Origin of the sequence: Streptomyces sp. NPDC001351 (assembly GCF_042896045.1) — a bacterium.
GTDB lineage: Bacteria > Actinomycetota > Actinomycetes > Streptomycetales > Streptomycetaceae > Streptomyces.
This window is the reverse complement of the sequence record NZ_JBIAWS010000013.1, coordinates 150,901-170,544: the sequence shown is the minus strand read 5'-3', so window position 1 is coordinate 170,544 and position 19,644 is coordinate 150,901. Positions and strand designations below refer to the sequence as shown.

The 19,644-nt window shown below is 71.2% G+C and carries 17 protein-coding genes; 9 read left to right on the top strand and 8 right to left on the bottom strand.

Annotated elements, in window-relative coordinates; genetic code table 11:
* Nucleotides 1–124: 124 nt before the first annotated feature.
* From ACFY1U_RS38135 to ACFY1U_RS38115, 5 genes are all read left to right on the top strand, one after another.
* On the top strand, nucleotides 125–985 hold the full coding sequence (locus tag ACFY1U_RS38135; protein WP_390698632.1) for a serine hydrolase: 861 nt from the start codon (nucleotides 125–127) through the stop codon (nucleotides 983–985).
* 48 nt (nucleotides 986–1,033) lie between these two features.
* Complete coding sequence (locus ACFY1U_RS38130) at nucleotides 1,034–2,059, top strand: esterase-like activity of phytase family protein (RefSeq protein ID WP_390698631.1); 1,026 nt, start codon at nucleotides 1,034–1,036, stop codon at nucleotides 2,057–2,059.
* Nucleotides 2,060–2,177: 118 nt separating this feature from the next.
* Nucleotides 2,178–5,948: an ABC transporter ATP-binding protein gene (locus tag ACFY1U_RS38125; protein ID WP_390698630.1), complete on the top strand. Its 3,771-nt coding sequence runs from the start codon at nucleotides 2,178–2,180 to the stop codon at nucleotides 5,946–5,948.
* Nucleotides 5,949–6,019: 71 nt separating this feature from the next.
* A complete protein-coding gene (locus tag ACFY1U_RS38120; protein WP_390698629.1) occupies nucleotides 6,020–6,421 on the top strand; it encodes a hypothetical protein in 402 nt (133 codons plus the stop codon).
* Nucleotides 6,422–6,518: 97 nt separating this feature from the next.
* Nucleotides 6,519–7,940 (top strand): S28 family serine protease, encoded by a 1,422-nt coding sequence (locus ACFY1U_RS38115; RefSeq protein WP_390698628.1) that lies wholly within the window; start codon nucleotides 6,519–6,521, stop codon nucleotides 7,938–7,940.
* Between the two features lie 34 nt (nucleotides 7,941–7,974).
* On the opposite strand, the gene ACFY1U_RS38110 is transcribed toward ACFY1U_RS38115, so the two are convergent.
* From ACFY1U_RS38110 to ACFY1U_RS38100, 3 genes are all read right to left on the bottom strand, one after another.
* Nucleotides 7,975–8,610, bottom strand: a complete 636-nt coding sequence (locus ACFY1U_RS38110; protein WP_390698627.1) for a hypothetical protein — start codon at nucleotides 8,608–8,610, stop codon at nucleotides 7,975–7,977.
* A gap of 165 nt (nucleotides 8,611–8,775) precedes the next feature.
* Entirely contained in the window at nucleotides 8,776–10,569 is a 1,794-nt protein-coding gene (locus tag ACFY1U_RS38105) for a glycoside hydrolase family 3 protein (RefSeq protein ID WP_390698626.1), read from the bottom strand.
* Between the two features lie 332 nt (nucleotides 10,570–10,901).
* Nucleotides 10,902–11,819 carry a LysR family transcriptional regulator gene (locus ACFY1U_RS38100; RefSeq protein ID WP_390698625.1) on the bottom strand — a complete coding sequence of 306 codons (918 nt, stop codon included), beginning with the start codon at nucleotides 11,817–11,819 and terminating at the stop codon, nucleotides 10,902–10,904.
* Nucleotides 11,820–11,908: 89 nt separating this feature from the next.
* On the opposite strand from ACFY1U_RS38100, the gene ACFY1U_RS38095 reads away from it, so the two are divergent.
* From ACFY1U_RS38095 to ACFY1U_RS38085, 3 genes are read left to right on the top strand one after another with little or no spacing between them, the layout of a single operon-like run.
* A complete protein-coding gene (locus ACFY1U_RS38095) occupies nucleotides 11,909–12,823 on the top strand; it encodes an EamA family transporter (RefSeq protein WP_390698624.1) in 915 nt (304 codons plus the stop codon).
* Between the two features lie 4 nt (nucleotides 12,824–12,827).
* On the top strand, nucleotides 12,828–14,066 hold the full coding sequence (gene aroA / locus ACFY1U_RS38090; protein ID WP_390698623.1) for a 3-phosphoshikimate 1-carboxyvinyltransferase: 1,239 nt from the start codon (nucleotides 12,828–12,830) through the stop codon (nucleotides 14,064–14,066).
* Nucleotides 14,067–14,077: 11 nt separating this feature from the next.
* Nucleotides 14,078–14,707, top strand: coding sequence for a GNAT family N-acetyltransferase (locus tag ACFY1U_RS38085; RefSeq protein WP_390698622.1), 630 nt, complete (start codon nucleotides 14,078–14,080; stop codon nucleotides 14,705–14,707).
* Here the strand turns inward: ACFY1U_RS38085 and ACFY1U_RS38080 are convergent.
* Nucleotides 14,634–15,632: a LysR family transcriptional regulator gene (locus ACFY1U_RS38080; RefSeq protein WP_390698621.1), complete on the bottom strand. Its 999-nt coding sequence runs from the start codon at nucleotides 15,630–15,632 to the stop codon at nucleotides 14,634–14,636. The genes ACFY1U_RS38085 and ACFY1U_RS38080 overlap by 74 nt on opposite strands.
* Nucleotides 15,633–15,682: 50 nt before the next feature.
* Here ACFY1U_RS38080 and ACFY1U_RS38075 point away from each other — a divergent pair, with 50 nt between their 5' ends.
* Nucleotides 15,683–16,267 (top strand): RBBP9/YdeN family alpha/beta hydrolase, encoded by a 585-nt coding sequence (locus ACFY1U_RS38075; RefSeq protein ID WP_390698620.1) that lies wholly within the window; start codon nucleotides 15,683–15,685, stop codon nucleotides 16,265–16,267.
* Nucleotides 16,268–16,277: 10 nt separating this feature from the next.
* Here the strand turns inward: ACFY1U_RS38075 and ACFY1U_RS38070 are convergent, their stop codons facing one another.
* From ACFY1U_RS38070 to ACFY1U_RS38055, 4 genes are all read right to left on the bottom strand, one after another.
* Nucleotides 16,278–17,078, bottom strand: coding sequence for a sugar phosphate isomerase/epimerase family protein (locus ACFY1U_RS38070; RefSeq protein WP_390698619.1), 801 nt, complete (start codon nucleotides 17,076–17,078; stop codon nucleotides 16,278–16,280).
* An 11-nt stretch (nucleotides 17,079–17,089) separates the two neighbouring features.
* Complete coding sequence (locus ACFY1U_RS38065; RefSeq protein ID WP_390698618.1) at nucleotides 17,090–18,022, bottom strand: GNAT family N-acetyltransferase; 933 nt, start codon at nucleotides 18,020–18,022, stop codon at nucleotides 17,090–17,092.
* 102 nt (nucleotides 18,023–18,124) lie between these two features.
* Complete coding sequence (locus ACFY1U_RS38060) at nucleotides 18,125–18,724, bottom strand: dihydrofolate reductase family protein (RefSeq protein WP_390698617.1); 600 nt, start codon at nucleotides 18,722–18,724, stop codon at nucleotides 18,125–18,127.
* An 83-nt stretch (nucleotides 18,725–18,807) separates the two neighbouring features.
* Nucleotides 18,808–19,593, bottom strand: a complete 786-nt coding sequence (locus ACFY1U_RS38055) for a DUF4253 domain-containing protein (protein WP_390698616.1) — start codon at nucleotides 19,591–19,593, stop codon at nucleotides 18,808–18,810.
* Between the last annotated feature and the right edge of the window lie 51 nt (nucleotides 19,594–19,644).

Sequence of the window (19,644 nt, the reverse complement as noted above, 5' to 3'; positions counted from 1 at the left end):
GCTGTGGCGAACCTGGCTCCCGGCTGTGAATCGGTCAAGGCCGCGGTAACGTCTCGTACTGCTTTTCCCAACGGGGCCGCAGATGCGTACAACCATTCAGCCGAACCCGCGCGTCAACAGGGGCATGACTCAACGGACTTCCACCAGACGCGCTAGAGCGCTCGCCACCGGGGCCCTCGGCCTCGGCGTCCTCATACCCGTCGTGGCCGCCGCTTCGCCCGCCGCCGCAGCGACCACACCGACCGTCAGCTGTACGTCCTCCAAGGCCGCCCTGGCCACCAAACTCCAGAAGGACATCACCGCAGCACTGGCGAACCGCGCGGGCACCGTCGCGGTAGGCCTCTACGACCGCTCCACCAACACGACTTGCTCCCTGCGGGCCACTTCCTCCTTCGACTCCGCCAGCGCCGTGAAGGTCACCGTCCTCGCCACGCTGCTGTGGGACGCGAAGAAGCACAACCGCTATCTGACCGACACCGAGGCCTCCTTGGCCAAGGCCATGATCACCAAGTCGGACAACGACGCGACCAGCAAGCTCTGGAAGCAGCTCGGCCTGACGAAGATCAAGGGCTTCCTGAGCGCCGCCGGCATGACGAAGACCGTCCCCGGCGCGAACGGCTACTGGGGCCTGACCCAGATCAACGTCACCGACGAGCAGAAGCTGCTCAAGCTGATCACCGCGCCGAACGCGGTCCTGAGCGACAACTCCCGTGCGTACATCCTGAAGTTGATGAGCCAGGTCATCTCCTCGCAGCGCTGGGGCACCCCGTACGGAGCGCCCTCCGGCGTTTCGGTCCACGTCAAGAACGGCTGGCTGCAGCGCTCCACGCACGGCTGGCGGGTGCACAGCCTCGGCACCTTCAACGGTGGCGGCCACGACTACATGATCACGGTGCTGACGTGGGGCAACAGCACCATGAAATACGGCATCGACACCATCCAGGGCGTCGCCAAGGCCATTCACCGGGATCTCGCCGCGAGTTGACCACTGCCGGTCTCCCGGCCGTCACCCACCCGCCCTACGGTGACGCCCATGCGCCTGAGAACCGTACTCGCGACCTTCACCGCGGCCCTGGCGGCGGCCACCAGCCTGACCGCCGCCGGGCCCGCCACTGCCAACGTGCGGCAGAGCCACGCCTGTTCGCCCTCCGTCTCCATCGACCGTTTCTCCGACGCGCTCGACAAGACGACGTACCAGGGCACCTTCGTCGGCAACTTCTCCGCGCTCGCCGTGGACCGTGACGGGTCCCTGGCCGCGCTGGAGGACCGTTCCTCCCTGTTCAGCCTGGACCGGAAGACCCTCGCGCCGAAGTCCGTCGTCCCGCTCGCCGACGAGAAGGGCGCCGCGCTGGACAGCGAGGGCCTGGTCATCGACCGCGACGGCACCCGCCTGATCACCTCGGAGACCGAGCCGTCCATCCGCCGCTACAGCGTGGACGGCAAGATCCTCGACCGCCTCCCGGTCCCCTCCCCGCTCCTGGTCGCCCCCGCGGGACGCGCCACGTCCAACCAGACCTTCGAGGGTCTGACCCTCCTTCCCGGCGGCCACACGCTGCTGGCGTCGATGGAGAACGCGATCTCCGGCGACGCCACGAGCATCGTCCGCTTCCAGACCTGGGAGCGGACGAAGGGCGGGCACTTCCGGCTCGGCGCCCAGTACGCGTACCCGATCGACTCCGGCCTCGGCGTCCCGGAGGTCCAGGCCACGCCCGACGGCCGCCTGCTCGTCCTGGAGCGCGGCTTCACCTCCGGCGTCGGCAACACGGTCCGCCTCTACCTGGCCGACCCGCGGCGCGCGACGGACACCAGCGGCATCGAGAACCTCACGGGTCAGTCCGGCGTACACCTGATCAAGAAGACCCTCCTCACGGACCTGGTGACCTGCCCGTCACTGGGAGCGACGGCCAGGCAGCCCCAGCCGAACCCGCTCCTCGACAACATCGAGGGGATGACGGTCACGGGGTACTCGAAGGGCCGCCTGAAGATCCTGCTGGTCAGCGACGACAACCAGAACCCGGCGCAGACGACGCGGTTCTACTCCTTGCGGGTACGTGTCTGATCGCCCTCCGTCGTCCGGCGCTTTGTCCCCCGAATTGTTGCGGCGGGATGAAATCGCAGCCCGTACGCGTTGGTGCCTTCCGGTAGATCAGGACTTCTGAGCGACGGAGGGCACCCGCGTGGAACCGCAACGGGGATGGGCACGACGACTGGCGGGATACGCCTGGCGCTACCCCAAGGACGTGCTGCTCGCCCTCGGCTCCTCGCTCGTCGGCATGGCCGTCCTGGCACTGGTCCCGCTGGTCACCAAGGTGATCATCGACGACGTGATCGGTGCCCACAGCCGCCGTATGGCGCCCTGGGCCGGCGCCCTGCTCGGGGCCGCCGTCCTCGTGTACATCGCCACCTACGTACGCCGCTACTACGGCGGCCGCCTCGCCCTCGACGTCCAGCACGACCTGCGGACCGAGATGTTCGGGACGATCACCCGGCTCGACGGGCGCCGCCAGGACGAGCTGTCCACCGGTCAGGTCGTCGGCCGCGCCACCAGCGACCTCCAGCTGATCCAGGGCCTGCTGTTCATGCTCCCGATGACCATCGGGAACCTCCTGCTGTTCCTGATCTCCCTCGTGATCATGGCCTGGCTGTCGCTGCCGCTGACCCTGGTCGCCCTCGCCGTGGCCCCCGCCCTGTGGTGGATCGCCAAGCGCAGCCGCTCCAGGCTGCACCCCGCCACCTGGTACGCGCAGGCCCAGGCCGCCGCCGTCGCCGGTGTGGTCGACGGCGCCGTCAGCGGCGTACGCGTGGTGAAGGGCTTCGGTCAGGAGGAGCAGGAGACCGGGAAGCTCCGGGAGGTCGGGCGGCGGCTGTTCGCGGGGCGGCTGCGCACCATCCGGCTGAACAGCACGTACACCCCGGCGCTCCAGGCCGTCCCCGCCCTCGGCCAGGTCGCCATGCTGGCGCTCGGCGGCTGGCTGGCGGTGCGGGGGCACATCACGCTCGGCACCTTCGTCGCCTTCTCCACCTACCTCGCCCAGCTGGTCGGCCCGGTCCGCATGCTCGCCATGGTCCTCACGGTCGGGCAGCAGGCGCGCGCCGGCACCGAGCGCGTCCTGGAGCTGATCGACACCGAGCCGTCCCTGACGGACGGGACGAAGGAGCTTCCCGCCGACGCGCCCGCGACCGTCGAGTTCGACGACGTGTCCTTCGGGTACGACCATGAGCGCCCGGTCCTCGACGGGCTGAGTTTTGAGATCCGCCCCGGCGAGACCCTCGCCGTCGTCGGTTCCTCCGGCTCCGGCAAGTCCACGGTCTCCCTCCTCCTGCCGCGCTTCTACGACGTCACCCACGGCGCCGTCCTCATCGGCGGCCACGACGTCCGCGAGCTCACCCTCGACTCGCTGCGGGCCGCGATCGGGCTGGTCCCCGAGGACTCCTTCCTCTTCTCGGACACCGTGCGCAGCAACATCGCCTACGGCCGTCCCGACGCCACGGACGAGCAGATCGAGGCCGCCGCGCGTGCCGCCCAGGCGGACCGTTTCATCCGTGAGCTGCCGGACGGCTACGACACCAAGGTCGGCGAGCACGGCCTGACCCTCTCCGGCGGGCAGCGCCAGCGTGTCGCCCTTGCCCGCGCGATCCTCACCGACCCGCGCCTGCTCGTCCTCGACGACGCCACCTCCGCCGTGGACGCCCGCGTGGAGCACGAGATCCACGAGGCGCTGAAGCAGGTCATGCAGGGCCGTACGACTCTGCTGATCGCGCACCGCCGCTCCACCCTCAACCTCGCCGACCGGATCGCCGTCCTCGACGCCGGCCGCCTCGCCGACATCGGCACCCACGAGGAGCTGCAGGAACGGTCCGCCCTCTACCGCCGCCTGCTCACCGACCCCGACGAACTCGGCGGCGTCTCACCCGGCCACACCCAGCCCTCCGTACCGGCCGAGGACACCTCGGTAAGGGACGAGCTGGACGCCGAGTTCGACGCCGAGCGCGGTCTGACGCCCCGCCTGTGGACCGGCGACCGCGAGCCCAAGGACACCGCGCTGGCCGGGATGCCCGCCACCCCCGAACTCCTCGCCGAGGTCGAGGCGCTGCCCCCGGCGAACGACACCCCCGACATCGACGAGGCACGGGCGGTGCGGCCGGAGGAGTCGTACGGCCTGAAGCGGCTGCTGCGGGGCTTCGGGCTACCGCTACTGGTCAGCCTGGGGCTGGTCGCCGTGGACGCGGGCATGAGCCTGCTGCTGCCGATCATGATCCGGCACGGCATCGACCAGGGCGTGTCCAAGCTCGCCCTCGGCGCGGTCTGGTCGGCCTCGCTGCTGGCGCTGCTCGCCGTGGTGGTGCAGTGGGCTGCGCAGCGGGGGGAGACCCGGATGACCGGGCGCACCGGGGAGCGGGTTCTGTACTCGCTCCGTCTGAAGATCTTCGCCCAGCTCCAGCGGCTCGGACTCGACTACTACGAGCGGGAGCTGACCGGCCGGATCATGACGCGGATGACGACCGACGTCGACGCGCTCTCGACCTTCCTGCAGACCGGTCTTGTCACCGCCTTCGTCTCCGTCGTCACCTTCTTCGGGATCATGGTCGCCCTGCTGGTGATCGACGTGCAGCTGGCGCTCGTGGTCTTCGCCACGCTGCCGCCGCTGATCGTGGCCACGTTCTTCTTCCGGCGGGCGAGCGTGAAGGCGTACGAGCTGGCCCGTGAGCGGGTCTCGGTGGTGAACGCCGATCTCCAGGAGTCCGTCTCCGGGCTGCGGATCGTGCAGGCCTTCCGGCGCGAGGGCGACGGCGGCCGACGGTTCGCGGAGCGCAGCGACAGCTACCGCAGGGCCCGTATCCGGGGACAGTGGCTGATCTCGATCTACTTCCCCTTCGTGCAGCTCCTGTCGTCCGTGGCCGCCGCTGCCGTGCTGATCGCGGGCGCGGGACGGATCGACGACGCCACCCTCACGACCGGCGCGCTGGTGGCATACCTGCTCTACATCGACCTGTTCTTCGCCCCGGTCCAGCAGCTCTCCCAGGTCTTCGACGGCTACCAGCAGGCCACGGTCTCCCTCGGCCGCATCCAGGAGCTCCTCCAGGAGCCGACGTCCACCAAGGCCGCCGACGAGCCGCTCGAAGTCCTCTCCCTGCGCGGCGAAGTCGCCTTCGAGGACGTGCACTTCGCCTACGGGGACGACGAAGAAGCCCTCGGCGGCATCGAGTTGAAGATCCCGGCCGGGCAGACCGTGGCCTTCGTCGGCGAGACCGGCGCCGGCAAGTCGACCCTCGTCAAGCTCGTGGCGCGCTTCTACGACCCCACGGGCGGCCGGGTCACGGTCGACGGCCAGGACCTGCGCACCCTCGACATCACCTCCTACCGGCACCGTCTCGGTGTCGTCCCGCAGGAGGCGTACCTCTTCCAGGGCACCGTCCGCGACGCCATCGCCTACGGCCGCCCGGACGCCACCGACGCCGAGGTGGAGGCGGCGGCCCGCGCGGTCGGCGCGCACGAGATGATCGCCACGCTCGACGGCGGCTACCTCCACGAGGTCGCCGAGCGCGGACGCAACCTCTCGGCCGGCCAGCGCCAGCTGATCGCCCTCGCCCGAGCGGAACTCGTCGACCCCGACATCCTCCTCCTCGACGAGGCGACGGCCGCCCTCGACCTGGCCACCGAGGCCCAGGTCAACCAGGCCACCGACCGCCTCGCAGGCCGCCGCACCGCCCTCCCGTCGCCCGACCACCACCCCTCATCGAGCGCTAACGCGCGCACCACCTTGATTGTGGCCCACCGTCTGACCACCGCGGCCCGCGCGGACCGCGTCGTGGTCATGGACCACGGCCGGGTCGTCGAGGACGGCACCCACGAGGAGCTCCTCGCGCTGGAGGGCCGGTACGCCGCGTTGTGGCGGACGTTCATCGGGGAGGCCGAGCCCGAGGAGCCGGTGGGCGCGTCGTACTGACGGTCGTGCAACCATCCGACATACGTCCTGCGTCCGTACACCCGTACGTTCGTTGTCGGGGTACGGGAGGGATGACAGTGGACAGTGGTGCGATACGGCGGCGGCTCGGGGTGTTCCTCGGCGTGCTGGCCGCTTCAGGGGTGCTTGCGCTCGCGGCGTCGGGGGAGGCGCAGGCCGCCGACTCCCAGTCCTGCTCGGGCAGCAACATCAGGACGTTCACCTTCTCCACCGGCTCCGTGAAGCTGTACAAGAGCGGCAACTACCTCTGCGCCCTCACCGTCCCCAAGAACGCCGGAGTCAGGCAGCCGATGATGGTCAGCATGCAGGCCCGCGGCTTCGAACCCGTCGTCGACAAGGGACTGTTCACGCAGCACGCCGGCCCGGTCCGCCTGTACGTCGGACACCGCGCGGTGTGGATCAAGGGCTCGGTCGGCAGCGGGTCGTACGACTCCGGTGGCTGGAAGCGCTACTAACCCGCCAATCACACCAGTAACCCCCCATCTCCCCTGGTGCGCAGCGGAGTTGCTCCGATAGCTTCCGCTCGCACATCTGACTCACAGGGGAGGGTGCATGCGCAAGGCGCTCAGATGGCTGCTCGCGCTCGCCGTGTTCATAGGCACGCTGAGCACGGCGGGAGCGGCAACCGCCGCACAGCCGGAGGCCACCGGAACGACCGACATCAAAGATCAGCTGCTCGCCATACCGGGGATGAGCCTGATCGAGGAGAAGCCGTACACCGGCTACCGCTTCTTCGTCCTGAACTACACCCAGCCGGTCGACCACCGCGACCCGTCCAAGGGCACGTTCCAGCAGCGCATCACCGTGCTGCACAAGGACGTCAGCCGCCCGACGGTCTTCTACACCAGCGGCTACAACGTCTCCACGACCCCCAGCCGCCGCGAGCCGACCCAGATCGTGGACGGCAACCAGGTCTCCATGGAGTACCGCTTCTTCACGCCCTCCCGGCCCGCCCCGGCCGACTGGAGCAAGCTGGACATCTGGCAGGCGGCCAGTGACCAGCACCGTATCTTCCAGGCGCTGAAGTCCGTCTACGCCAAGAAGTGGATCGCGACGGGCGGTTCGAAGGGCGGCATGACCGCCACGTACTACGAGCGGTTCTATCCGCGCGACATGGACGGCGTCGTCGCGTACGTCGCCCCGAACGACGTGGTCGACAACGAGGACTCCGCCTACGACCGCTTCTTCACCCAGGTCGGCACCAAGGAGTGCCGCGACCGGCTGAACGCCGTGCAGCGTGAGGCGCTGGTGCGCCGGGAGCCGCTGGAGAAGAAGTACGCGGCCTACGCGGCGGACAACGGCTACACCTTCAAGACCATCGGCAGCCTGGACCGGGCGTACGAGGCCGTCGTCCTCGACTACGTGTGGGGTTTTTGGCAGTACAGCCTGCTGCGCGACTGCGCCACCATCCCGGCGGACGCGAAGACCGCGACCGACCAGGCCATCTGGGACTCCGTGGACAGCATCTCCGGCTTCTCCTTCTACACGGACCAGGGCCTGGAGCCGTACACGCCGTACTACTACCAGGCGGGCACGCAGCTGGGCGCGCCGGACATCCACTTCCCGTACATCGAGAAGAAGTACATCCGCTACGGCTACGAGACGCCGCGGAACCTGGTCCCGCGCGACATCCCGATGAGGTTCCAGCCGTACGCGATGCGCGACGTCGACTCCTGGGTGCGGCACCACGCGCACCACATGCTCTTCGTCTACGGCCAGAACGACCCGTGGGGCGCGGAGCGCTTCCGCGTCGGCAAGGGCACGAAGGACGCGTACGTCTTCACGGCACCGGGACTGAACCACGGCGCCAACGTCGCCGGCCTGGTCGCCGACCAGAAGGCGCTGGCCACCGCCCGCATCCTGCAGTGGGCCGGGGTCCCCGCCGCCTCCACGGCGCAGGCGAAGCCGCTGGCGAGGTTCGACAGCAGGCTGGACGTGCGGGACGTGGAGCGCGAGCCGGCTCTGCGGCCGTAGCTCCGCCAACTCGTGTGCTGCGCCCGGCGGTTGTTCACACCCGCCGGGCGCAGCCCACCGGCTGGGCGCCCTCCAGGTGCACATACAGGGCCGTCGCCGCGGGGCACTGGGCGCGCCTGGCGACCGCCTCGACCACCTTGTACTGCGGTTTCCTGCTCCCGCTGCCGTCGCAGGCCGTCTCGCGGACCTGCCCGTTCCCGGAGCCGTAGACGCAGTCGCCGACGATGGTGCGGGGGCCGCCACCGCCGCCCGGGTCGCCGGGGTGCGGTGGCTCCAGGTTGCGCATACAGGCGTAGCCCTGCGGGATCGAGCCGTCGCCGTCCTCGTCGGAGGACGGGCTCTGCCGGCTGATGTGCAGGACGAAGTCCGTGGTCGCCGGGCACAGCGGACCGTCGCCCGCCTTGCCGTCGTAGCGGGCCACGACCCGGGCCGCCGCCCGCTCGCTGGTGCACGGCACCTCGGTGAAGCTCGTCGAGCCGAACGAACTGCACTCGTCGACGGCGAGGAACACCGCTCCATAGCCGGAGGGCTGGGTCGTGGTCGTCTTCGGTGTCGCGTCGGCCCGGCCGTCCTTGTCCGCCCCGGACTTCAGCATCTGGCAGCCGCTCAGCAGGGCGGCGACCAGTACCAGCAGTGCGCAGACCACCCCCGCGGACCTTCTCTCACGCATCGCGCACCCCCCGGTCACCTCCCCAGATGACCCGCGTCCAGCGTGACCCGCCGCAGCGGGCGCACGCCAGACGCGCGGGATGCTTTGGGTCAGTTTGGGGTTGCGCGCCGGGTGCGTGACGTATGTGCCCTACGCCCCCTGCACCGGGTGCCGGGCGCAGGGGTTCTAGTACGTCAGTCCGTATCCGATGGGATACAGCACCTTGGCCGGATCGTCCGCCTGCTGCACCGGCACCGGCAGCTTCGCGCGCGGCGCCACCCTGCCCGCGATGACGCGCGCGGCGGCCCGCAGCTCCACGTCGGTCCATGAGTACGTCGCCAAGTGGGCGGAGGCGGAGGGGAGGTGGGCCACGTCGTAGGGGTTGCGGATCGCGACCGCCACCACCGGTCTTCCGGTCGCCGCCAGCTGCTCGACCAGAGTGCGCTGCGCGCTGCCCGCGGTGACGTTGTAGGTGCCCACGACCACCGCGTCCGTGTCCTGCGCCGCCGCGACCGCCGTGGCGATGGTGGCCGATGAGGGGGCCGTGCCCGTGGACAGGGCGGTCGCGGTGAAGCCCAGTTCGGTGAGGGCGCTCGCGAGGACGCCGGTGGGCGGTCCCGTCGTACCCGAAGGGGAGGCCGGGTCGGCGCCGACGACCAGGACCTTGGGGTGCGTGCGCCGGGACAGCGGCAGCAGGCCCCCCTTGTTGACCAGCAGGGTCGTCGTGCGCTCCGCGATACGGTCGGCGGCGGCCAGGTGCGCGGCCGTGCCCACGCTGCGGTCGACGCCCTTCTGGCTGACGTAGGGCTCGTCGAAGAGCCGCAGCCTGGCCTTGAGCTTGAGGATGCGCAGGATCGACTCGTCCAGCCGGGACTCGGTGAGTTCCCCGTCCTGTACGGCCTTCAGGACGGCGTTCCAGGCGGTGGCGAGGTCGGGCGGGTTGAGGAGCTGGTCGACGCCGGCCTTGAGCGCGAGCACGGGGACGCGGTCGTCGCCGTACTTGGTCCGCACGCCCTGCATGCCCAGGGAGTCCGTCACCACCACCCCGTCGTAGCCGAGTTCCTCGCGCAGGATGCCGGTGAGGATCGGGCGGGAGAGGGTCGCCGGGTCGCCGGAGTCGTCGAGGGCCGGGAACTGGATGTGCGCGGTCATGATCGAGTCGATGCCCGCCTCGACGGCCGCCCGGAACGGCACGGCGTCCAGCTTCTCCCACAGCTCCCGGCTGTGGGTGATCACCGGGAAGCCGTAGTGGCTGTCGACGGCCGTGTCCCCGTGCCCCGGGAAGTGCTTGGCGGTCGCGGCGACCGAGGACCTCTGGTACCCGGCGACCTCGGCGGCGACCAGTCGGGCCACCGCGTCCGGGTCGGCACCGAAGGAACGGACCCCGATGACCGGGTTGGCCGGGTTGATGTTCACGTCCGCGTCGGGGGAGTAGTCCTGGTTGATGCCCATCGCGCGCAGCTCGGAGCCGGAGATGCGGCCGAGGGCGCGGGCGTCCTCGCGGGAGCCGCCGGCGCCCATGGCCATGGCACCCGGGAAGAGGGTGGCGGGCTTGCCCACACGGCAGACGATGCCGTGTTCCTGGTCGGTGGTGATGAGCACCGGCAGGCCGCGGGGCCGGCTGAGGGAGGCGCGCTGGATGCCGTTCGACAGGTCCGCGATCTGGTGCGGGTCCCTGGTGTTGTGGGCCCAGGTGAAGTAGATGATGCCGCCGACGCGGTACCTGGCGATCAGCTCGGCGGCCGTGCGGACGCCGATCTCCTTGAGGTTGGCGTCGATGTCGGCCTGGTCGGGGTCGGTGGCCGAGTGGCCGTAGACCCGCATCACGAAGAGCTGGCCGACCTTCTCCTCCAGGGTCATACGGGAGATGAGGGAGCGGAGTTTCTTGTCGCCGGGGGTGCCGGCGCTTGCCGTGGTGCCGACGGCCAGAGCCGCGGTGACGCCTGCGGCGGCGGCGAGGACGGTACGTCTGGAGGGCACGTGCGCTCCTTCCGGAGTGATCCGCTGGAGATCAGCTGAAGGAAACTTCCGTGAGGGAGTGAATATCCGGGAAGTTTCTGCCAGTCAAGGGCGCGCGCACGCCAGGGCCTTTCGCGGAGGGGCCGCCATCGGCGCTGTTGGAGGGGGGCGCGCCGATGGCGGCGTGCTGCCGGCCGCTGTACGGCGGAGAGGGTGGAGTCAGCGATCGCAGCCAGCAGCGAGGGCCGACACCGCACGGCGGAGACTCATCCGGCAGCTTGCGGGTTGGACGAACCGTATTCGGGGCGGGTTCCCTCCTTCCCCGCGATTCCCGGAAGTTGGTGCCCGAGAGCTCAAGGGGACGGGTGGGACATGATGCCCGGCCACTGCTCCTGCAGAGTGCGTACCGTCTCTGCGATCGCCGGACGACGTGCGGCTCCTTTGCGCCACAGGGCGTACAGACGCCGTACGGGGGTGGGTTCGAGGCGCACCTCCACGACCCCGGCGGGCAGCGGGCCGCGGCCCAGGCGCGGAACGAGACAGATGCCGAGCCCGCCCGCGACCAGCGCGACGAGCGTCGGGTTCTCATCGGCCTGGTGCACGATCTCCGGCTCGTGCCCGGCGGCCCGCATGGTGCGCACCAGCCAGTCGTGACAGACCCGGCCCGGCGGCTGGCACACCCACCGCTCCCCGCCCAGTTCCTCGCGCCGCACGGACTCCCGCCCGGCGAAGGGGTGGCCGGCGGGCACCAGCAGCGTGCTGCGGTCCTCGCCGATCACCGCGTGCTCGACGCCCGGCGGCACGGGCAGCGGCGCGATGTCCCAGTCGTGCACGACGGCCAGGTCGACCGCGCCCTTGGCGACCAGGTCGACGGAGAGATGCGGGTCGATCTCGCTCAGCCGGGCGTCGAGCGTGGGGTGCCGGGCGGCCAGGTCGGCGAGCACGGCGGGCATCAGCCCGCGCGCCGCCGAGGCGAACGCGGCGATCGTCAGCCGCCCCGCCGGCACCCCGCGCCGCTCCTCGAGCGCCGTCTCGGCCCGCTCGACGATGGCGAGCAACTCCTGTGCCGTGTCCACGAGTTGATGAGCCTCGGGGGTCAGCCGCACCCCTCGTCCTTCTCTCTCCAGGAGTACGGTCCTGGTCTCCCGCTCCAGCTTGGCGATCTGCTGGGACACGGCGGACGGCGTGTACCCGAGCGCGGCGGCCGCCGCTCCCACGGTGCCGTGGACCGAGACGGCGTGCAGGGCGCGCAGGCGTTGGAGATCGAGCACGGGAGCTCCCATTCATCAGCGTTGCTTCATCCGACCGTGCAGTAATCATCGCTGGTGCTACATGGTCGTGGGGCGTGATGCTCGACCGCATGCGACCTGCACACCTTGCTCTCGCCGTGGTCGTCGCCGCCGTCTGGGGCGTGAACTTCACGGTCATCGAGATCGGCCTCGACCACTTCCCTCCGCTGCTGTTCTCGGCACTGCGCTTCTTCGCGGCGGCCCTGCCGGCCGTCTTCTTCGTGGGCCGCCCGAAGGTGGCGTGGAGGGGGGTGCTGGCGGTGGGGCTGGTGCTCGGCGTGGCCAAGTTCGGCCTGCTGTTCATCGGCATGGACGCCGGAATGCCGGCGGGACTGTCCTCGCTGGTCCTGCAGATACAGGCGGTGTTCACGGCCGGAGTGGCCTTCGTCGTCCTGGGTGAACGGCCGTCCGCGATACGGGTGTCGGGCATGGCGGTGGCGCTGGCCGGCATCGGTGTCGCGGCGGTGGACGAGGGCATGTCGGGACCGCTCGGCGCCTTCGCGCTGGTGATCGGGGCGGCGGCCTGCTGGGGCGTCTCCAACGTCCTGACCCGCAAGGCCGCCCCGCCGGACGCGCTGAACTTCATGGTCTGGGTGAGCACGGTCCCGGTCCTGCCGCTGCTTGGTCTGTCCCTGCTGCTGGAGGGACCGGGCAGGGACTACGACGCCCTGCGCGCCCTCGACTGGCAGGGCGCCGGCACGGTCGTCTACGTGGCCTGGGTGACGACGGTGTTCGGCTTCGGGGCGTGGGGGTGGCTGCTGCGCCGGTACCCGGCGTCGACGGTCGCGCCGTTCTCGCTCCTCGTCCCGGTCTTCGGGGTGACGTCGGCGGCCGTCTTCCTGGGGGAGGAGGTGGGCCCGCTGCGGTGGTGTGCGGCGGCGCTGCTGGTCGGCGGGGTGGGGCTGGCCTCGGTGACGCGCGGGCGACGGGAAGTCGTCCATCCCGTGGACGGGGAGGCGATCGGGCCCGTGCTCGGCCGATCATGAGGGCATGCCCCCAGTCACCATCCCCGGATCCAAGTCCATCACCGCCCGCGCGCTCTTCCTCGCGGCGGCGGCCGACGGAGTCACCACCCTCGTACGCCCCCTGCGCTCGGACGACACCGAGGGCTTCGCCGAGGGGCTGGTGCGGCTCGGGTATCGCGTCGGGCGGACACGGGACGCCTGGCAGGTGGACGGCCGTCCGCAGGGCCCCGCCGTGAGCGAGGCGGACGTGTACTGCCGGGACGGCGCCACGACCGCCCGCTTCCTGCCGACCCTGGCGGCGGCGGGACACGGGACGTACCGCTTCGACGCGTCCGCGCAGATGCGGCGCCGGCCCCTGCTGCCCCTGACCCGCGCCCTGCGCGACCTGGGGGTCGACCTGCGGCACGAGGAGGCGGAGGGGCACCACCCGCTGACGGTGCGGGCGGCGGGTGTCGAGGGCGGAGACGTCGTCCTGGACGCGGGGCAGTCCTCGCAGTACCTGACGGCGTTGCTGCTGCTGGGCCCGCTGACCCGCAAGGGCCTGCGGATCCGCGTCACCGACCTGGTCTCCGTGCCCTACGTGGAGATCACGATCGCGATGATGCGGGCGTTCGGGGTGGAGGTGGAGCGCGAGGGCGACGTGTTCGTGGTCCCGCCGGGCGGCTACCGGGCGACCACCTACGCGATCGAGCCCGACGCGTCGACCGCCAGCTACTTCTTCGCGGCGGCCGCGGTGACGCCGGGCGCCGAGGTGACGGTGCCGGGGCTGGGCACGGGGGCGCTGCAGGGTGACCTGGGCTTCGTCGACGTACTGCGGCGGATGGGCGCCGAGGTGTCGGTGCGCCCGGACGGCACGACGGTCAGGGGCACGGGGGTGCTGCGCGGCCTGACGGTCAATATGCGGGACATCTCGGACACGATGCCGACGCTGGCGGCGATCGCGCCGTTCGCGGACGGGCCGGTGCGCATCGAGGACGTGGCGAACACACGGGTGAAGGAGTGCGACCGGCTGGAGGCCTGCGCGGAGAACCTGCGGCGGCTGGGGGCGGAGGTGTCGACGGGGCCCGACTGGATCGAGATCCGGCCGGGTGTGCCGTCCGGGAGCGGTGCGGAGATCACCTCGTACGGCGACCACCGCATCGTGATGTCCTTCGCGGTCACCGGGCTGCGGGTGCCGGGTATTTCGTTCGACGACCCCGGCTGCGTGCGGAAGACTTTCCCCGGTTTCCACGAGGAGTTCGGGGCGCTGCGCGCGCGGTTGTGAGGCGGGGACGAGTGGGGTTCGAGCTGAAGGGGCCGGTTCTGGAGGGCGCGCTGGTGCGTCTGGAGCCGCTGGAGCACCGGCACGCGGCGGATCTGGCGACGGCGGCGGAGGAGGACCGCGGGACGTACGAGTTCACGTGGGTGCCGCGGGCCCACGAGGTCGGCGGCTACATCGACGCGCAGCTCGCCCGCGCCGCCGCCGGCCGGCTGGCGCCGTACGCGCAGATCTCGCGCGCCACGGGGCGGGCGGTCGGCGCCACGTCGTTCTGGGACCCGCGCTGCTGGCGATCCGAGGACCGGCTCGACGCCATCGAGATCGGCTTCACCTGGCTCGCCAGGCCGGCCCAGGGCACCGGCATCAACGCCGAGGCCAAACTCCTCCTCTTCCGGCACGCCTTCGAGGAGTGGGGCGTCTCCCGGGTCGACCTGAAGACCGACGCCCGCAACGCCCGTTCCCGCGCCGCGATCCAGAGCACAGGCGCCCGCTTCGAGGGCGTCCTGCGCAACTGGTCCCGTTCCTGGGCACCCGGCGAGGAAGGCCGTCTGCGGGACTCGGCGATCTTCTCGGTCACGGTGGAGGAGTGGCCGGAGTGCCGGGAGCGGTTGGAGGGGCGGGTGGCGGGGTTCGTGGCGCGGGTGTAGGGGGCGTTCCCGTGGTGCGGAGTTGATTCAGCACCGCCTTGAGGACCGCGTCCTCCTCCGCACCGGCCCGCACCGCCGCGAACACGTTCCGGGACGCCGGCTGCCCCTGCGTCGGTACCACCGTCACGCGGCGGTGCCTGTACGACTCCCGCACCAGCCGCGGGACCAGCGCCACCCCCTGTCCCGCCTCGACCAGGGCGGCGAGTGCGGCCCAGTCGTTCACCGCGTGCCGTACGTCCGGTGTGAAACCGGCCGCCGCGCACACCGAACGCGCCACCGCCCCGCAGCAGCTGGCTGCCGCCCCGACGATCCACGCCTCCCGCGCCAGCTCCCGCAACGCGACCGGGCCTTTGCCGGCGAGCCGGTGGTCCGCCGCCACGACGAGGTCCAGGACGTCCGTGAACAGGTCCACCCTGCGGTAGCGGTCGTCGGTGTGCGGCGGTGCCTTCGCGAAGTCCACCGCCACCGCCACGTCCACCTGGCCCGCGTCGAGCGCCGTGAACAGGTCCGGCGGCTCCGCCTCCACGACGTCGACCCTGAGCTGCGGGAGACGTTCGGCCAGCGCCCGCAGCACCCCCGGCAGCAGCCCCAGGATCCCGCTGGAGAAGCACCCGATCGTCACCGACCCGCGCCCGCCCTCGCCGTACGCCGCCAAGTCGGCCCGGGCCCGCTCCAGTTGGGCCGCGATCAGATCGGCATGCGCCAGCAGCACCCGCGCCTGCCCGGTCAGCCGTACGCCCCGGCCGTCCTTCTCCGTCAGCGGTACGCCCGTCTCCCGGGCCAGCGCCGCGAGCTGCTGGGAGACCGCCGACGGCGTCAGATGCAGGGCCTCGGCCGTCCGCGCCAGACTGCCCCGGCGCTGCAGCTCCCGCAGGACGGTCAGACGGCGCAGATCAACCGTGAAGCTCCCGCTTACCTGTTCCACCGTGAAAGATTAACTGGACCGACGGCACGGTGATCGGAAACCATCGCCGCATGACCGCGAAGCACTTCCTCATCCTCCACGGCTGGCAGAACCACCGACCTGAGGCCCACTGGCAGCACTGGCTCGCCGACCGCCTCACCGGCCTCGGTCACCACGTCACCTACCCCCAGCTGCCCGACCCCGACGACCCGAGCCTGGAGGTGTGGCTGGCGGAGCTGACCCGGCACCTCGACGACCTCCGGGGTTCCGAACGCGTCGTCCTCGCGCACAGCGCCTCCGTCCTGCTCTGGCTGCACGCCGTCTCCCGCGGCCTGGTGAAGGACGGCGCCGTCGACCGCGTACTGCTCGTCGCCCCGCCGTCCGCCTCCGTCCTCGCCCGGCTCCCCGAGGTGGCCGAATTCGCCCCGCCCGCCCTCGACTTCACCCTCCCCGCCCCCACCCGCCTGGTCGCCGGCGACGACGACCCGTACTGCCCGGAGGGCGCCCGGGACGCCTTCGGCGACCCCCTGCGCATCCCCACCGACGTCCTCCCCGGCGCCGCCCACCTCGACCTCGACGCCGGTTACGGCTCCTGGCCCGCCGTACTGGAGTGGTGCCTGGATGCGGCGGCGACGATCACGGGCCGCCCGGCGTAGGACGTACGGCTCACGCGCACTCGGTGAGCAGCCGCCCCAGATGTTCCCGCCCCGTCGCCAGCAGCTCCGGCAGCGGCGCGGCCTCCTCGTACCACCGCTTCTCGTACTCCCAGCACAGCCAGCCGTCCCAGCCGTGCCGGGAGAGGACCTCCACGGTCTCGGTGAGCGGCAGCACGCCGGCGCCGAGCGCGAGCGGGGTCGTGTCCTCGGCGGAGGCGATGTCCTTGACCTGGACGTAGCCGAGATACGGGGAGAGGGCCGCATACGACTCCGAGGGCTGCTCGCCGCCCAGCCAGGTGTGCATGACGTCCCAGAGGGCGCCGACATGGCGGTGCCCGACCAGGCCGAGGATGCGGATCGCGTCGGCGGCCCTGCGGTGCGAGTCGTGCGTCTCGAGGAGGATGCGTACGCCGAGGTCGGCGGCGTACTCCGCCGCCGTGCCGAGCCGTCGCGCGGCCGTCGCGTCGGCGCGCTCCGTGCTCTGCTCGTGGCCGCCGCCCGGGAAGACCCGGACGTACGGGGCGCCGAGGTCACGGGCGAGGTCGAGGAGGGCACGGATCTCGTCGATCACCGGACCGTCGTCGCCGGGCGCGGCCACGCGCGCGTACCCGGCGAGGCCCAGCACCTCGATGCCGCCCGCCTTGAACTCGGCGGCCACGTCCGCCCGCCCGCCGAGGTCGATGCCGGGATGGACCGGCTCCTCGGGATGCGCGCGAAGCTCCACGCCGTGGTAGCCGTGGGTGGCCGCCAGCCGGACCACGTCCGGGATGGGCAGGCCGGGGACGCCGAGGGTGGAGAACGCCAGTCTCATGGTCCCTACTGTCACTCGGGGGTGCCGTGCAGGTCCAGGCGCCAGTCCTGGCCGTTCAGGTCCTTTCCGAACGAACGGTGCGGTTTCTCGGCGACGAGCACGAAGCCGTGGCGCTGGTAGATGCGGCGGGCGGCGGCCAGGACGTCATTGGTCCACAGGACGAGCTCGCGGTAGCCGACACCGCGCGCGAAGTCGATGACGGCCCCCACCAGCCGGTCGCCGATGCCGAGCCCGCGCGCGTCCGGCTCGACCAGCAGCAGCCGCAGCCGGGCCGTGCCGGGCGCCTCGTCCCGTACGCACATCACACACCCCACCGGGCGGCCGTCGAGCTCGGCGATCCACACCCGCTCCAGATGCGGGTCGTGGTCCTCGGCGAAGTCGGCGACGATCCGCGCCACCAGCCCCTCGTAGTCGGTGTTCCAGCCGAACTCGGACGCGTACAGCGCGGCATTGCGCTGGACGATCCAGCCGAGGTCCCCGGGGGCCGGTTCGCGCAGGACGACGTCCTCACGACGGGGAGGGCGGCCCTCGGAGAGGATCTCCCGGACGGCCCGCATCGCCTCCGCCAGACGCGGCCGGTCGGCGGAGGGCACGGTGGACAGCAGCGCACCCACGGATTCGTTCGCACGCTCGGCGAGCAGGGCGGCGGTCTCGCGGCCGCGGGACGTGAGCGAGACGCGCCGACGTCTGGTGTCACTGTCGGACAGCGTGCGCTCGATCAGCCCGTCCTCCTCGAACTTGTTGAGGATCCGGCTCAGGTACCCGGCGTCCAGGGAGAGTTCGGCCCGCAGGTCGGCCGCGTCCGTCCGTGGGGAGTGCGCCAGCTCGTACAGGACGCGGGACTCGGTCAGGGTGAACGGGGCGTACAGCTGACGGCTGTAGTCGAGGGCGCCGATGACGTTCGTGTAGAAGCGGTTGAAGGTGCGGATGTCCTGGACGGTCATGAGTGTCGACCCCCGGATGGTTGTCCCGGATACATGAACCAGATAGTTGACTCAGTCAGAGATACCGCCGGCTCCGAGACTAGGACACCCGCACCCCCGTGACTACCCTTCGTCGGCCGCCGGCCGGTACACGCTCACCTGCACACCGGTCTTGCCCCTGACCGTGGAGACCAGCTCGAACGGCCGCTTGACCCCGTCCTCGGGGAAGATGGACTTTCCGCCGCCGAGGACGACCGGCATGTGGATGAGCTGCAGTTCGTCCACCAGTCCCTCGCTGATCAGCGTCCGCACGAGGGTGGGGCTGCCCATCATCGCCAGGTCGCCGCCGGGAGCGGCACGCAGCTCCCGGATCCGCGCGACGGCCTCGCGGCCCGGGATCCGCTCGGTGTTGTTCCAGGTCAGCTCGGAGTCGCTGAGCGTGTCGGTCACGACGTACTTCTTCAGCGCATTGAGCCGGTCGGCGAAGGGGTCTCCGGCCCGCTCGGGCCAGGCCCCCGCCATCGTCAGATACGTACGGCGCCCGTACAGCAGCGCCTCGGCCTGCTCCAGCCCCGCGGCGAAGGCCCCGCCGACCACCTCAGGATCGAAGTACGGATGCGACCACCCGCCGTGCGCGAACCCGCCGTCGGTGTCCTCCTGGGGACCGCCGGGCGCCTGCACGACTCCGTCGAGACTGATGAACTCGCTGACAACGATGCGCATGGGACTCGCTCCCTACTGTCCGTCTGCGGTGCCTTGGCAGGCATGACGTCCATCAGACCGAAGAACGGGCCGGGACTCATCGCTCAGTCCCACCAGAACCGCCATTCGGTCCGCCCCACCAGCTCGGCGGCGTACTCGGGGAAGGGTGTGGGCGGGTCGTCGACGACGTTGTCGGCGGTGGAGAGGACATGCTCCAGGGCGAGCCGCTCGGCGTGCGGCAGGTCGAGCGGCGGGCGGGCGACCGAGGCGAACAGCTCACCGCCGAAAGCCCCGACGACCCGGGCTCCGAACCGCTCCTCCCAACTGCGCAGCAGAGCACAGAGCAGGGGCAGCGGGGCTTCGGAGGACCACCCCAGCACGGCGGGCACATCGGCGCTGCGGCGGGCGGGCACCAGGGCGAGGCGGCACGCGCGGGCGAACGGATGCGTCCTGAGGACTTCCTCGACGAGCCACGCCGCGGCCTCCTCCGGCCTCGGACCGCCCGCCCTGCCCTGCGCGGCGGCCGCCAGCCCGGGCCAGCTCTCGAACGGCGGTCCCGGGTCGTGCGGCCAGGGCGCGACGCCCTCGGGCAGATCGTCGTACCGAGCAGGCTCGCGCCATGAGGGCAGCCGTTCTTGCCGGTACTCGGCGAAGTCCGCCGCCAGAACCGACTCCAGGCGTACGGCGTCCACGTCCGCCAGGTCCTGGAGGAAGAACGGATCGCCGGGCCAGCAGAGATACGGATGCACGCCCGTCGCCCCGGCCGACTCCATCAACCGGGGCCACAACTCCACGATGTTGTCGGGCAGTTCCTCGGACAGCCACACGTCAACGTTTCCACGGGACTCGAATCGCCCGCTCGGCAGCCCATCGGGCAAGTGGAAGACCATGGCGGGACGATAGACACCGGCACTGACATCCCGGACCTGCGCCCACTCTCG

What these genes read in the sequence shown, in the direction of transcription:
- ACFY1U_RS38135 (WP_390698632.1), top strand. Translation starts at nt 125, where the DNA reads ATGACTCAACGGACTTCCACCAGACGCGCTAGAGCGCTCGCCACCGGG.
- ACFY1U_RS38130 (WP_390698631.1), top strand. Translation starts at nt 1,034, where the DNA reads ATGCGCCTGAGAACCGTACTCGCGACCTTCACCGCGGCCCTGGCGGCG.
- ACFY1U_RS38120 (WP_390698629.1), top strand. Translation starts at nt 6,020, where the DNA reads ATGACAGTGGACAGTGGTGCGATACGGCGGCGGCTCGGGGTGTTCCTC.
- ACFY1U_RS38115 (WP_390698628.1), top strand. Translation starts at nt 6,519, where the DNA reads ATGCGCAAGGCGCTCAGATGGCTGCTCGCGCTCGCCGTGTTCATAGGC.
- ACFY1U_RS38110 (WP_390698627.1), bottom strand. Translation starts at nt 8,610, where the DNA reads ATGCGTGAGAGAAGGTCCGCGGGGGTGGTCTGCGCACTGCTGGTACTG.
- ACFY1U_RS38095 (WP_390698624.1), top strand. Translation starts at nt 11,909, where the DNA reads ATGCGACCTGCACACCTTGCTCTCGCCGTGGTCGTCGCCGCCGTCTGG.
- aroA (WP_390698623.1), top strand. Translation starts at nt 12,828, where the DNA reads ATGCCCCCAGTCACCATCCCCGGATCCAAGTCCATCACCGCCCGCGCG.
- ACFY1U_RS38075 (WP_390698620.1), top strand. Translation starts at nt 15,683, where the DNA reads ATGACCGCGAAGCACTTCCTCATCCTCCACGGCTGGCAGAACCACCGA.
- ACFY1U_RS38070 (WP_390698619.1), bottom strand. Translation starts at nt 17,078, where the DNA reads ATGAGACTGGCGTTCTCCACCCTCGGCGTCCCCGGCCTGCCCATCCCG.
- ACFY1U_RS38065 (WP_390698618.1), bottom strand. Translation starts at nt 18,022, where the DNA reads ATGACCGTCCAGGACATCCGCACCTTCAACCGCTTCTACACGAACGTC.
- ACFY1U_RS38060 (WP_390698617.1), bottom strand. Translation starts at nt 18,724, where the DNA reads ATGCGCATCGTTGTCAGCGAGTTCATCAGTCTCGACGGAGTCGTGCAG.
- ACFY1U_RS38055 (WP_390698616.1), bottom strand. Translation starts at nt 19,593, where the DNA reads ATGGTCTTCCACTTGCCCGATGGGCTGCCGAGCGGGCGATTCGAGTCC.